The following is a 13,602-nucleotide window of genomic DNA, read 5'->3' on the forward strand; positions in this document are numbered from 1 at the left end:
CAGCACGCGCGGACCCCGACTCAGACGTAGTTCTCGAGAACGAACTTGGTGAATCCCTTGCGGATCAGTCGCACGGCCTGCTTCTGCCCCTGACGCAGCACGGACTTCGGCACCCACACCTTCGGCTCGACCGACATCGTGAGGTGAACCGACGTCCCGCGCGGGGTGGGGGTCAGCCGATACTCCCCCTCCTGGCACTTCTGCTTCTCGCTCTCGAGGAGCGTCCACGACATCTGTTCGTCCCCGAGCCACTTGTGCTCGGCCAGCTGCGTGTCCGCGACACCGAGGACGGCGAGCGTCATCCGCACGGTGCGGGGGCGTCCGTCGTCGAATCGGGACTCGACGACCACCTTCTTGTGCACCACCGACCACTCGGGGATGCGTTCGACGTCCGCCAGCGCAGCCATCACCTGCTCCTGGGGCGCCTCGATCTCGAACTCGCCCGATACCGACAACGCCATCGATTGCTCTCCTTCTCGTCGGATGTACATGCCCTACAGTTCGGATGTACATGCCCTACAGTTCGGACGCGTAGCGCTCCAGCATGGCAGCAAGTTCGCCGGGGCGCGCGAGTGCCGCCAGATGGCCGGTGTCGATGACCTCCGGTGCGATGCCCAGTCGCTCCCGGACGATCCGCTGCATGAAGTCGAGCGGGAAGAGCCGATCGCGTCTCCCGGCGACGACCCGCGTCTTCACGTGCGGCCACGCGTCCGCCTGCCACACCGTCTCGAACGGGGTGTTCGACATGACGGGCACCTCCTGGCTGAACGCCTCGTCGGTGACGTCGTCGGGCACGTCGTGGAAGAACAGCACCCGCAGGTCGTCGGGCGCATCCGGGTCGCGACCCTCCAGCACGTCGAACGCCCGTTTGGCCTCGGCCTGTCCGGTGGTCTCCCACCACTGCCCGGGTGCCTCCCCCGGCGCGGGCAGCATCGGTGCCAGGAGAACCAGCAGGTCGACGTCGACCTCGCCGCGCTGACAGACGATCGCGGCGGTGAACGCGGACATGGACTGCGCGACCAGCACGATCGAACCCTCGACGTCCTCGACCGCATCGGCGACGACGTCGGCGAACTCGTACTGGCCCGCGTCGTCGTCGCCGTACGGAAGGTCGACGGCGATCACCGAGTGCCCGCTCCCCTCCAGGATCGGTGCGACGCGGTGCCAGTACCACGAGTCCGAGCCGGCGCCGGGCAGCAGAACGAAGGTTGCGGGCATCTCGACTCATCTCCTGTTTCCGGGACACGAACGGTCGAGTCGAGCCTAAGCGTTACGTGCGCGGGAATGCGCGCCCGCACACACTTTGCCACTCACCTGCGGGGACCTGAAACGGAAGCGTCGCCGAGGGCGATACACCCAGTAGGTCGGACGAGAAGCTCCGACCGTGCCGGGATCCACCACACGTTACGAGAACTGAGCTGACATGTTCACCAACCATCTCTTCGGCGGAATGACCGAACAGGAAATCGACATCGAAATCGCCGACGAGCTGGCGGCCTGACGCACGGTCCCCGCACGTGAGTGGCGATGTGCACCCCGGCACGCTGCGCCACTCACCTACGAGTTACGTTCACGCTCAACACCGGTTAGCCGGTTCACCCTCCCGACATCCGGAGGCTTCGAATCGATGCACCGAACGAACTGTGCAGCAACGGCATCCAATCCGGCACCACACAGCCGAGATCCACTCCGATCGCAGCCACCTCCGCGACGGCGACCGTCATCGACGACGGCGGCGTCGTGGAGTCGTCGTTATGCCGGCTCTCTCATCACGCCGAAGTGGCGCACCGTCCCGGAAACGCCTGGAAGCTCTTGCACGGGCGACCAGGTGCGCAGCCCATCCGTGCTGTCGGAATAGAGATACTTTCCTTCGGTATAGGCGTCGAGATAGATCCGCCAGGCGCCGCTCGGCAACTGAACCAGGGCTGGGCCCTCCACCAGCGATCCCCAATTTCCAGGCGGGACGAATGAATAGGGTCCCGTCACCGACGACGCGACCGCATGCTCGACGACCTTCTTCGTCTCGTTCTTGGTAAACGCATGATAGGTCGATCCCACCTTGACCACGGTGGTGTCGATGTGGTCCGCGCCGATCCCGGCGAGCGGAACAGGCGGGCTCCACAACCTGAGCGATGGTTCCAGCGCCGTCATCAGATACGGCACGAATCCTCCACCGGTCGACAGCGACAGGATGACGTTGACCCGGTCGCCGTCCACGAACCATTCGGGTGCCCAGGCCTTGGTGGTGAACGGCGACAGCGACGGTCCGTCGCTGAACCCGGCCGACCCCGAGGAACCCGGCGGGCTCGCTGAGCCCGTTCCGTCTCCCGTGCCCGGCAGGAAGGCGCAGCAGAACGGGACCGGCYAGGCCCCAAGGAACGTCCAGTCCATGCGGTCACTGCTGCGTGCGAAGCCGATGTTCGCCCCGTCGACCGTCGTGTAGGTGAGGTAGTAGAACCCGTCCGTGTGCCGGAAGATGCTCGGGTCACGCACCACCCCTGACGGAGGCCGATACGCCGACAGTCGGAGGGGCTGGAACCCCGTGCCGTCCTCCGACTCGTATACATCCAGGTCGCGGTCGCTGACGTTGCTGAACGCCACCATCGTGGTTCGCCAGGCGAGCGGTGCAGCGCCGGTGCTCCCCGGGGCGGCGACCAGCAAGCCTGCGACAGCGAGCACCACCATCGATAGGGCGGAAAAGCAGGTTCGTTTGGGCAGCATCACCGGTGCAGTATCTATCACAGCAGGCGCACCCTGCGTAACTTTGGCCGCAGGCAGCGGATCGTTACCGACGGCGGTGCAGTGACGCCGTATACGAACCCGAGGGCGCCACCCGCAGCAGCGGCGATCAATACTCCTGCGGCGCGGTCGGTCTACGCGCGAGCCTTATGCGTGACGGCATCTCGGCGTAGCCTCACGGGGACACTGTCGACGGAGGAGTGCTCATGTCGGGCGAACTGTCATTCTTCGAATTGGGTGTGGCCAACACCGAGCAGGGCCGAAAGTTCTACTCGGCGTTGTTCGGCTGGGAATTCGAATCCGGGCCCGGCGGATCGGGATACTCCATCAACACACCGAACGTCCCGGGCGGGATCCACGGCGGCGACGAGGGCGCCGGCCCGTACGTCTTCTTCCGGGTGCCCGACCTCGATTCCGCGGTCGAGCAGGTGCTGGCGCTGGGCGGCACCGTCGATGCCGTGGACCTGGGCGAAGACCCCGAGTCGGTGGCGAAATTCGGGCGGTTCAAGCTGTGCCACGACGATCAGGGTTCCGCGTTCGGACTGCACGAACCGCCCTCCGGCAACTGAATCAGCGCGCCCCGGAACGGAGACTCCCGGGGCGCGCTGATTCGGATCGGTCGGTTTACGGCTCGTTCGGCGAGTCGCCTCCGCCCTCGTCACCGCTGTAGGTGGCCGGTTGCGGCAGACCGTCCTCGGGTCCGTCGCACCAATTGTCGTATTGGTTGTACGGGTCTGTGCCCCACGCCGGGACGTTGTTCTCGTACGGTTCCGCCCAGTCGTCACAGCCGGCCGGGCCGGTCGGCGGAACACCAGGAGGCAGTGGTGCGACCGTGTCCGGTGCGCGCACCGGTACGACCGCCGAGTCGAGCGCGTCACCCCAGGCGACACCGGATGTTCCCAAACCGATCGAGGCCGCGAACACAGCGACCGCAGCCAATCTCGAGCCGACCTTCATCGTTGCCTCCCATAGGTGAATAACGCTGCCTAAGGGCTGTACCCAAAGACAACGTAAACAATCCTCGGAGGGCGAATTTCGTGAATGAAATTTGACGGACGGTCGGTTTCAGTTCACGACCGCGTTACACGACGGCACAATGCCTCGTGCGAACATTCACCGTCGAATCAGGGATTGACCGTCCGGCCCTGCTGGTCATTGACCGGCGGCTGCTGCGCGGAAAGGCCGTCCTCGGGACCGTCGCACCAGTTGTCGAACTGGTTGTACGGATCGGTGCCCCACTGCGGCACATTGTTCTCGTAGGGTTCCGCCCAGTCGTCGCACCCGATCGGACCGTTCTGCGGGAATCCGGGTGGCATCGGCTGAATGACGTCCGGCCGGCGCACCGGCACCGCCGAGTCGAGACTGCCGCCCCACGCGACACCGGATGCTCCCAATCCGATCGAAGCCGCGAATACCGTCACCGCGGCTACTCTCCTGCCCATTCTCATGACTGCCCTCCGTTGGTTACCTGGCCTCTCGGGGCGGTACCCAGAAACGCGAAAAACAATCCTCGAAGAGAGTGTTTCGTCCAAAAAATTCGACGATCAGTCGGTTTCCGGTCGGCAGCGCATGTACATCTCGGTCACCGAGGTCAGGACCTGTCTGCCGGATCCGTTGAGAATCTCCGTCGCGACGGTCACCAAGGCCCGTCCGCGATCGTCGGGCACCACGTCCTCCACGACCAGCTTTCCGGTGAGCACGTCGCCCGGCTTCACCGGACGGAGGAAGTTGACATCGCGCATCCGCACCCCCGCAATAACGCTCCAGCCTGCATAAACAGTGGTCGCGGACAGTCGCTGGCACACCGCGATCGTGTGCACACCACTCGCGATGAGCCCACCGAAATAGCCGCCATCTGCAGACTCACGGTCGATGTGGAACGACTGCGGATCCCACTGCCCCGCGAACTCGACCAGTTCCTCCTCCGTCACCGTGTACGAGCCCAGCTCGAACTTCTCGCCCACCCGGAGGTCGTCTGCGTACACGACGTCACATTTGCTGTCCACTACCAACCGTCCGATCATTCGCCCACGCCTCCACCGAACACGGAGGCTGACGTCGAGGATATGACCGGATGACGGCGGCGGTGACAGTGCCCTTCCATCGACGGCGGACGTGGCCGTCAGTTCTCGTCGTAACGCGGCCAGCCCGGATACGGAGCAAGCGTCGGGTAGGGGGTGTCGTGCGGGAGGTTCGCCTTCTGCGGTCGCACATCCCTGGCATCGGGCATGCGCGAGTCGCACTCCGCGTAAGCGTTCTGATCGCGCGCGGCCGGCACATGCTCACTGACCGTCCAACCAGCGAATACATCCGCTGATGGAGCACGCTGTGCACCCTCAGCAACAATTCGTTCGGAAGCGACAGACTGCGTCTGCTCGGGTATTACTATTCTGACCGTTTCCGCCTGCGGGGACGGACCTGTCAAATTGAAGTATCGGCCGTCCTTCTCCGCCATCACGGTGTAGTTACCCGAACAGACCGTCGCGACCCACCCGTCCTCTGTCGGCGTCAGTGCCAGGAGGTGCTCGAATTGGGTTCCGACGAGTTGTTCCAGTTCCGGATCGTTCGAGTGGTCGAAGTCGACCCGGTCGCCCTGCTGTGACGTCGCCTCAGCGAAACCTGGGTAGCCCGCCGACAACGCGTGACCATGAATCGCGAGGTAGTACGACTCCACGTACGCCCGGGCCACCACCGCAGGCCTGCTGAGCAGATCGATACCTGGATCTGCTGACCACCGAACGTTGTAGTCGACGTTCTCGGGGACGCTGTATCCGGCGAYCACGCGTTCCGGAGTATCGATCGACGATTTCGCTTCATCGGTGCCGCAGGCACTAACCGACACGACAACTGCAACAAGGACAGTCGAAATCTGAGCCCTCATCGCCCGAACTCCATGTTCTGCACCTGCTCACGACCGGCATTCATGGCATCGACAAACTCACCAACTCCGGAAAAGCCTGCTTCGGTGATGTATCCGGCCAAACTCGATGAAAGCAGCGGGGTTGTAAAGCTGGGACGATCAGAGACGATCTCGCCATACGGCAGCAAGGGCCCATTCACTCCATCTCGAAAATCCTCGAGACCAACATATGGGTCGAGCGAGCCGCCATTCGCCGCCTGAAGACCGAGAGCAATCTGGTAGTACTGCTTTGCGAGAAGGGAATCCTCCGCGAACTGAGTGTTCGGCTGGACGGTGCTGTCGGGTACCGCGCCCATGACCGCGCTCTTGAATGCCGGATCCGCGAGATCGATTCCGCTGGCGATGATCGGTCCGGCGCCAGGGATGAACTCGACGCCCTTGCTGACTACAGTTCTGATCGTGTCGTACGCGACACCCTTGCTCTCGAAACCAGCTGAATTTTTTGATGATTCGTCGCCAACACGGTCCGAGAATTCGAGATCGAGCCCCTTGTCGACCACACCCTGGATACTCCCCGCCCACGAACCGTACTCGTAGTGCGGCATCTGCGGAGTGAGACCTTCCAACGCCCACGCCTGCTCGAGCTGGGCCGACATTCCGAACGCCTGCGCGTTGAAGTAGCTCGCCGCATCGGCATTGGAGTCGATGACCGAGAAGAGGCGGGGCGCGTTTTCGAGCCCGAATTCCCCGCCGGTCGAGCTGGTGAAACCCGAAGTGCCTGCGAAGTCGCCGGGCACCCCGACCATATTGCCGATGTAGGGCGCGAGGGTTGTGCCCAACGCCTGCGTGATTTCGGGGTTCACCTCACCGATTGCCTGCCCCTTCGTCCCCGGGATGTCGAGTAGGTCGGCGTCTTTCGCGGCGAGGATTTGTGCGAGGCCGAATGCCGATTCGCCGGCTTGGAATGACCGGAACATTTCTCCGGGATCGGACGGATCGGAGGGCCTGGCGTCGTCGACGATCCAGTCGAACATCGCGGCGACCTTCTGTTCGCCGCCGTCGGGCCAATCACGTTGGAGCAGGGGCATGATGACGTCGTCGCGGTTGTAGCCGGCCGACATGCCTTCGCCGGACAGGATGTTGTGGACGGCGGCATGGTCGCGGCCGCCGACGCCGACCATGCCCTGCAGGAGGGTGTCGACGCCGTCGCGGCCCAGCGCGTTGTGGTCGAAGGAGTCCCYGATGAGGAGACTCTTGTCGTTGGTGGCCGAGGCGATCTCGCCGGCACGGGAGAGGAGGCTCTCGCTCAGCTCACTGCCCTGCTGCACGGCCGGGTCCGCGAGGCCGAAGGCTTTGGTGAAGCGTGCCAGGTCGTCGCCGTTGTTGACGACCACCGACGGTTGCGGCGCGTCGTGCGCACCCTTCGTCAGGTTGCCGATCGACGTCACCGGGCCCTCGAACAGCCCACGAAGGCTTTCCGGAATGTGGCTCTGACCGCCGACGTCGCCGCTGGCACTGCCGACGTTGTAGTTCGACACCACGGCCAGGCCGTTGGACAGCGCGCTCGCGGCCTCGGTGCGTCCGTTCTCGCTGTACTGCTCGGACAGTGCGAGGAACCCGTCCTTGCCGGCCGCGGTATAGAACTGTTGAAGGAAGTCGATCGTTCCCTGTGGAAGATCGGTGACCTTGCCGCCGTCGGCTAGCGTCTGCACTTGTGCTGGAGTAAGTCCCGCCGCCGCGATCTCCCGGGCAACACGGTCACGGACATCCTGTGGAATGTCGGAACCGCCCCGCGCGACCTGCTCGCCCAGCGCGGTGCCCTCGTGCCCCGACAGGCCCGTGGTCGCCGGGGCGCTCGCCGCCACGGCCCCGAGCGCGTCCCGGATCGCCGTCGCCATGCCTCGGTCGGCAGTGTCGAGTTCCGTGAGCGCTCCACCGAGTTGGCTGCGCCAGTACTCCAACAGCTCGGCATGCTCGGCGGCTTCGGCGTCGCTCATCGTCTTCGGCGGGCTGACGATCTGCCAGTCGTCGGAGACGGTGAATCCGTCGGTTGCCGCCTTGTCGATCACGGTGGCGACGTAGTCCCGCGCGTGGCCGAGCCGATCGGCCCCACCGACGAGCGCGTTCGACAGATCCTCCAGATCGTCTGCGAGCCGACGGATTTCCGTGCGCTCACTGTTCGCCCGCTGCTCGGCGGCCGCCTGCGCCGGCCCGCGCCAGTCGTCGTGTCGACCCAGATCCGCGACAACACGCTGGACGTCGTCCGCCCGGCCCCGTGTGTCCTCGGCGGTCTGTCCGATTTCCTCGCCCGCCAGTGTCAGGTCTCGCGGGTTCCACACATGCAGTTGCGACCTACGCGGAATCACAGCTCCCCCATCGCCGACAGCTGCGACGCGAACGACGTGTCGGTGACCTCGTAATTCTCGGCCCCGTCACCCGCGATGAACGCCATCTCGTCGATACGACTGGCCGCGACTCCGAGCGCGGACGCGAGGATGTCGCCGGCGTCCTTGCATGCCGCCGCGGTGTCGGATCCCTCGACTGCCCGGACCGCGTGCTCGAAGCTCCGCCGGCCACCCAACGCCTCGACCTCACGGGCGACGACACCCAGCGCGGTCGACATCGCACGCAGCATGTCGGGGTCGACCTTGACGACCGCGATATCCGGTCCACCGAGCACCGGCGCCAGCCCGGGGACGGCGGCCAGCGTAGGCTGCGGCGCACCGGTCCCGTCCAGCGACGCAATGACACTTTCCGGCCACGTCATATCGCCCTCTGACATCGACATCTCCCCCTGATAGCCGCATCGAGATCCACCCCCGGATCCGGGTCACCGACACTCTCGGCGACCGTGGAGAGAATAGCGGACGCCGTCACACGGACGTGTGACCACAACACGGTTGCGCAACGGTTGGGCGGATTCGCAGATTGAGAATCGGGTGAACCGGGTATCGAGACCAGATGGCCATCACCGATATCAAGGAGTACAGCCACCTCACCGATGCGGATGTGGAGGCGCTGGGCGCGGAACTCGATGCGATCCGGGCAGACATCGAAGAGTCCCGCGGCGCCCGCGACGCGCGGTACATCGACCGGACGATCAAACTGCAGCGGTCGCTGGCGATCGCGGGCAGGATCGTCCTGTTCGGCAGCCGGAAGAGACCGGCGTGGATCCTGGGTACCGCCTTGATGGGTGCGGCGAAGATCATCGAGAACATGGAACTCGGCCACAATGTCATTCACGGCCAGTGGGATTGGATGAACGATCCCGAGATCCACTCGTCGAACTGGGAGTGGGACAACACCTGCCCGTCGTCGGGGTGGAAGCACTCTCACAACTACGTCCATCACAAGTTCACCAACATCGTGGGTCTCGACAGCGACGTCGGTTACGGGATCCTGCGCATGACCCGCGACCAGAAGTGGTCGCCGGTGTACCTGGCGCAGCCGTTCTACAACGTGCTGCTGGCGTTGCTGTTCGAGTGGGGTGTCGCGCTGCACCACCTGGACGTGGAGAGCATCCGGCGCGGCGACTACGACCGCGCGGAAACCCTCCGCAACGCGAAGGAGGTGGGACGCAAGATCGCGCGGCAGGTCGGCAAGGACTATGTGGTGTTCCCGGCGCTCACCGGCCCGGCATGGAAGAGCACGCTGACGGCGAACATCACGGCCAACGTGATCCGCAACCTGTGGGCCTACGGCGTGATCTTCTGTGGTCATTTCCCGGACGGCGCGGAGAAGTTCACCAAGGAGGAGTTCGAGAAGGAGACCAAGGCCGAGTGGTACCTGCGGCAGATGCTGGGCTCCGCCAACTTCAACGCCGGCCCGGTCCTGGCGTTCATGAGCGGCAACCTCTGCTACCAGATCGAGCACCACGCGTTCCCCGACCTGCCCAGCAACCGCTACGCCGAGATCGGTGTGAAGATGCGGGAACTGTGCGACAAGTACGACCTCCCGTACACGACGGGTTCGCTGCCCCACCAGTACGGACTCACCCTCCGCACCATCTTCAAGCTCGCCCTGCCCAACCGCTTCCTGTCGGCATCCGCGGACGACGCACCGGAGACGGCGTCGGAACTCCGATTCCGCATCCGGGGCGGGATGAAGGAAGTGTTCGGGGTCGATCCTGCGACCGGGAAGCGGCGCGGACTGCGTACCGCGCTGGCGATGATCCGCAACTGACTACGACGTCCACGCGTACCGGAAGCGTTGCGCGACCTCGTCGACCGGTTTGTCCCGGTATCCGGCGAGCTCGTACCCCTTGACCGCCGCGAGCGCTTCCACGATCAGCGGCCCGAGCAGATCCCGCGCGAGCGCCGACGACTCGAACGTTCCGAGCACGTCGGACGGCAGGGTCGGGAGGAGATCGACGGCATGGGCGCCGGTCAGTTCCGCCGGGTCGACCGCCACCTCGTCCGGGAGGGGAAGCTCACCGGCCATGCCGTCGTGGGCGGCGCCGAGAATGGCGGCGCTGCTCAGATACGGGTTCGCGGACGGGTCGACGGGTTTGATCTCGAGGTTCGCGCCGTGCGGGTTCCCGGCGGTGTCCGCGCAGAGCCGGACGGCGGCCTCGCGGTTCTCCAGGCCCCAGCAGCGGAACACCCCCGACCACATGCCCGGGCGCAACCGCAGATGCGACAGCGCCGACCCGGCGAGAACGGCCGTGAACTCGGGTAGCGCCCGCAAAATCCCGGCGATGGCCGCGCCACCGGCGGGAGTCAGCCCGTGCGGGCCCGGGCCTCCCGACAGGATCGGCAGATCACCCTCGAAGATCGACACGTGCTGGTGGGCGCCGTTTCCCGCCCCTCCCGCAACGGGCATGGGTGAGAACGACGCCCGCAGCCCCTGGGCGCGCGCGACCCGGCTGATCAGGGTGCGGGCCAGCACCGCATTGTCGGCCGCCTCGACGGGATCCGCGGGGGCGAGCGACACCTCGAACTGGTCGAGCCCCGCCTCGGCGTGGACCTGCTCGATCGGCAGCGCGGCCGTCGACGCCGCCGCGAGCAGGTGCTTGAAGAATTCTTCCTGCGCGAGAACGGCATTGAGGCCGTAGGCGGACCATTCTTCGGCGGTCGCCGCGTCGAAGAGGGTGAACTCGATCTCGTGGCCGACTCGTGCGGTCAGCCCGGACTCCGCCAGCCGCGCCGTCACCCGCCGCAGCGCGCCCCGGGTGCAGGCGGGCGACGGCGTCCCGTCCTGCTCGGTCAGGCACGCCGGCGCCCAGTACGTGCCGTTGCCCAGATCCCGCATGTCATCGCCGTCGATACGCAGACGGAGGTCGCCCACGACGGAGAAGGACGGTGTGAATGCGAGGTGGTCGTCGACGCAGAACACAGTCCAACTCGGCGACGCGCCTGCACCGGAGTCGACGAAGGAATCCAGTCTCGAGATCGGAAAAACTTTCGCCCGGGACATCCCGGCCATGTCGACGATCGAGCCGACGATGCGGTCCGTGTGGCCGAAGCCGCCCTCTGCGCCGCGCATCACGCCCTAGCCACCGCGGTGGTCCGCGCGAGGAAGCCGAGTACGCTGTGCACCGCTTCGCGCTGCGCCCGGCCCTGACCGGCACCCCCGCCACCGAACGCGATGCCGCCGGTCCACTGCGCGTCGGCGGGGAACATTCCGAGGCGGAGGAGGTGGCCGGCGCCGTCGAACGTCCGGTGTTCGTCGCGGGTATCGGATCGACGCCCGAGAAGTGCCGTGGCCATCTCGCCCGACGGCCACAGCTGGTCGTCGGCACCGGTCAGGCACAGCATCGACGCGGTCGCCTGTTCGGACCGCAGCGTCGCCTCCGCCGGTGCGGCCGCGAGCCCGGCCCGGTAGGCGGCCCCCAGGCGCAGCAGGCTCGGCCGGTGCGCGGTGAGGTCGTGGTGGGCCCGCCATGCGTTGCGGATCAGCTGGGGCATCAGTACCCCGCCCGGCAGCGGCGCCCACGGCACGGGCCGGCCGTTCCACGTCCACGACGGGGTGCCGGCGATCTCGCCGTCGGGGCCGATCGCCTGCCACGACACCGAACTCGGGCTGATCAGGATCAGCCCGGCGACGGGGAGTTCGCCGACGCAGGCGGAGGCCAACAGGCCCTCCGCGCCGCGCGAAATGGCCATCGCGGTCAGGCGGCTTGCGTCCACTGACGGCTGCGCTCCCAGCGCGTCGACCGCGGTCGCGAACCGCTCGAGCGGAATGTTCACCAGCGTCGCGTCGGTGTTCGATTCACCCACCCACGAATAGGCCAGTGCGGCATACCCGTTGGCGGCCAGCATCCCGATGGTGGAACGTTGGGAGTCGACGCCGCCCTCCGAGCCGCCGAAGCAGGCGACGCCCGGCCACCCGCCGCTCGGAGCATCGCCGGCGGGCAGTGCGAGCAGGGCGGGCCGGCCGCCGACATCGAGGGAACGGACGGACACTCCGGGGGCGCTCACATGACGCGTCACCGCCCGCCGCGACGTTCCGTCCGGAGTGCTCGCCTCGACGGTGATCAGCCAGGTGTCGGGCGGCGGCACGAAGAGGTCGGGAACCCGGTCTTCGGACACGAAACACATGGCCCACAGCGGTGCGTCGGCGTCCGCCACGTCCCAATCACCGTGGTCCGGAACCTGTCCGGCGACGTCGACTGTTCCGTCTGCCGGGACGGTGAACGTGGCCTCGGACCGCCACCGCCCACCGAATACGTCGGTCCCGGTGGTGCGGACGGTCACCGACGATCCGGGCCGGGCGCCGCGGACGATCAGCGAGAACGCCTCGTCGTGACGCGACCACGCCGGAATGTCGAGTTCGAGTAACCCTGCCGACACGTCCGCGGCCGGCGCGGGCTGCTCGGCGACCGCCGGCTCCGCCGAAGATTGCGTCTCCAGCAGCTGCGACCGCTTCTCGAACCATCCGGGAAATACCGCGGACACCAGCCCCGCAACGCCCATGAGGGTGAACGGCAGCACCCAGTAGCAGACGACGGACAGGGTGTCGCCGGCGTCGCGCATGGTGGCGTCGCCGTCGACAATCGGCGGAATCAGCGAGAACACGGTCATCAGTCCGAACGCGGCCACCCACATCCACGTCATGGCCGTGGTGATGTACCGGAAGCCGCCGCTCGCCGCCGTCCGGGCGTCCACGGTTGCCACCGCGTACTCGCGCACGAACGGCCGCCCGATCAGAGCGCCCACCGCCGCGATCGCGAACAACCCGAAGTTGCTGACCGGCTGAAGCCAGCGTTCGAGGACGGCGTCGTCCAAAGTGAGCGCCGCGATCAGCAGCAACGCGAAAACGGCGACGGTGCCGACCTCGAGGGTCCGCCACGGCTGGCCCCGCAACCGTTGCACCACCTGGCCAATCGCCGCGATACCGAACGCGATCGCGACGGCAGCGACGAATCCCGTGTTGCCCACCAGGATCCAGTAGACGATCCACGGTGCGAATCCGATGATGAATCCCATTGCACTGCCCCACTGCTCGGCATACCCGAGCGGACGACGGCCGACCCACACATATTGTCGGCCCTCGGGCGGGCGCGGGGGCCGGATTCACCGAGCCGAGCGGGTGCCGCTCAGGTCACGCACCGAGCAGCTGGTGCGCCCGCAGACCGACGTACAGTTCGGCGGCGTCGATGGGGTCGGAGAAGTCGCGTCCCGTGAGGGTGTGGATTCTGCGCAGCCGGTACAGGACGGTGTTGCGGTGGTAGTGCAGCTGGGTGGCCGCCGCGGTGGTGGATCCGCGACAGGAGAACCAGGCGTCGAGGGTGGCGAGCAGGCTCTCCTGTTCCTCGGTGGGCAGGGCCAGCACCGGTCCGAGGATCTGGTTCGACGCCAGCTTGCCGGCGTCGGGAACGCTGACCAGCAGCAGCGACACCGGCACCGACTCGTAACGGGTGAGGGTGCATCCGCCGTGTCCGGCGCAGCGACGCGCGATCCGTGCCTGCTCCACGGCCCGGCTCGTCCCGCCGGGACGTCCGAACACCGAGCTGACCCCGATCCGGCCGTGACCACTGCGGCCGAGGAGGTCCAACGCGGAAT

General features: G+C 66.4%; 14 protein-coding genes. 2 read left to right on the forward strand and 12 right to left on the reverse strand.

Translation table 11 applies throughout. The annotated features are described in order from the left end of the window. Window positions 1-20: 20 nt before the first annotated feature. The 3 genes from AC1D1G_RS22410 to AC1D1G_RS22420 all read right to left on the reverse strand — a co-directional run bounded on the left by AC1D1G_RS22410 (window position 21) and on the right by AC1D1G_RS22420 (window position 2,685). A complete protein-coding gene (locus tag AC1D1G_RS22410; protein WP_005252560.1) occupies window positions 21-461 on the reverse strand; it encodes an SRPBCC family protein in 441 nt (146 codons plus the stop codon). Between the two features lie 55 nt (window positions 462-516). Continuing rightward, window positions 517-1,218 carry an alpha/beta fold hydrolase gene (locus AC1D1G_RS22415; RefSeq protein WP_477953722.1) on the reverse strand — a complete coding sequence of 234 codons (702 nt, stop codon included), beginning with the start codon at window positions 1,216-1,218 and terminating at the stop codon, window positions 517-519. 534 nt (window positions 1,219-1,752) lie between these two features. Further along, the gene (locus AC1D1G_RS22420; protein ID WP_477953734.1) at window positions 1,753-2,685 is read right to left on the reverse strand and encodes a glycoside hydrolase family protein; all 933 of its coding nucleotides are present in this window, start codon (window positions 2,683-2,685) and stop codon (window positions 1,753-1,755) included. A gap of 260 nt (window positions 2,686-2,945) precedes the next feature. Here AC1D1G_RS22420 and AC1D1G_RS22425 point away from each other — a divergent pair, with 260 nt between their 5' ends. Then, entirely contained in the window at window positions 2,946-3,308 is a 363-nt protein-coding gene (locus AC1D1G_RS22425; RefSeq protein ID WP_317568507.1) for a VOC family protein, read from the forward strand. A gap of 55 nt (window positions 3,309-3,363) precedes the next feature. On the opposite strand, the gene AC1D1G_RS22430 is transcribed toward AC1D1G_RS22425, so the two are convergent. From AC1D1G_RS22430 to AC1D1G_RS22455, 6 genes are all read right to left on the reverse strand, one after another. Further along, complete coding sequence (locus tag AC1D1G_RS22430) at window positions 3,364-3,696, reverse strand: hypothetical protein (RefSeq protein ID WP_005252545.1); 333 nt, start codon at window positions 3,694-3,696, stop codon at window positions 3,364-3,366. Between the two features lie 167 nt (window positions 3,697-3,863). Beyond that, the gene (locus AC1D1G_RS22435; RefSeq protein WP_477953724.1) at window positions 3,864-4,187 is read right to left on the reverse strand and encodes a hypothetical protein; all 324 of its coding nucleotides are present in this window, start codon (window positions 4,185-4,187) and stop codon (window positions 3,864-3,866) included. 96 nt (window positions 4,188-4,283) lie between these two features. Next, window positions 4,284-4,763 carry a MaoC/PaaZ C-terminal domain-containing protein gene (locus tag AC1D1G_RS22440; protein WP_477953725.1) on the reverse strand — a complete coding sequence of 160 codons (480 nt, stop codon included), beginning with the start codon at window positions 4,761-4,763 and terminating at the stop codon, window positions 4,284-4,286. Window positions 4,764-4,861: 98 nt separating this feature from the next. Further along, window positions 4,862-5,413: a hypothetical protein gene (locus AC1D1G_RS22445; protein WP_477953727.1), complete on the reverse strand. Its 552-nt coding sequence runs from the start codon at window positions 5,411-5,413 to the stop codon at window positions 4,862-4,864. A gap of 203 nt (window positions 5,414-5,616) precedes the next feature. After that, window positions 5,617-7,965 (reverse strand): WXG100 family type VII secretion target, encoded by a 2,349-nt coding sequence (locus AC1D1G_RS22450; RefSeq protein WP_477953728.1) that lies wholly within the window; start codon window positions 7,963-7,965, stop codon window positions 5,617-5,619. After that, window positions 7,962-8,387, reverse strand: coding sequence for a hypothetical protein (locus AC1D1G_RS22455; RefSeq protein ID WP_477953730.1), 426 nt, complete (start codon window positions 8,385-8,387; stop codon window positions 7,962-7,964). Before AC1D1G_RS22455 ends, AC1D1G_RS22450 begins: the two co-directional genes overlap by 4 nt. Window positions 8,388-8,560: 173 nt before the next feature. On the opposite strand from AC1D1G_RS22455, the gene AC1D1G_RS22460 reads away from it, so the two are divergent. After that, complete coding sequence (locus AC1D1G_RS22460) at window positions 8,561-9,781, forward strand: fatty acid desaturase family protein (RefSeq protein ID WP_065491920.1); 1,221 nt, start codon at window positions 8,561-8,563, stop codon at window positions 9,779-9,781. Here AC1D1G_RS22460 and AC1D1G_RS22465 read toward each other — a convergent pair whose 3' ends face one another. From AC1D1G_RS22465 to AC1D1G_RS22475, 3 genes are all read right to left on the reverse strand, one after another. Then, on the reverse strand, window positions 9,782-11,083 hold the full coding sequence (locus AC1D1G_RS22465; protein WP_477953736.1) for a type I glutamate--ammonia ligase: 1,302 nt from the start codon (window positions 11,081-11,083) through the stop codon (window positions 9,782-9,784). Further along, a complete protein-coding gene (locus AC1D1G_RS22470) occupies window positions 11,083-13,026 on the reverse strand; it encodes an acyl-CoA thioesterase/BAAT N-terminal domain-containing protein (protein WP_477953732.1) in 1,944 nt (647 codons plus the stop codon). The genes AC1D1G_RS22465 and AC1D1G_RS22470 overlap by 1 nt, the downstream gene beginning before the upstream one ends. Before the next feature lie 115 nt (window positions 13,027-13,141). Next, window positions 13,142-13,602: PucR family transcriptional regulator (locus AC1D1G_RS22475; RefSeq protein ID WP_477953733.1), on the reverse strand; the 461-nt coding region annotated here is incomplete at its 5' end.

The sequence above is a fragment of the Rhodococcus sp. P3_B8 genome (genome assembly GCF_056402775.1).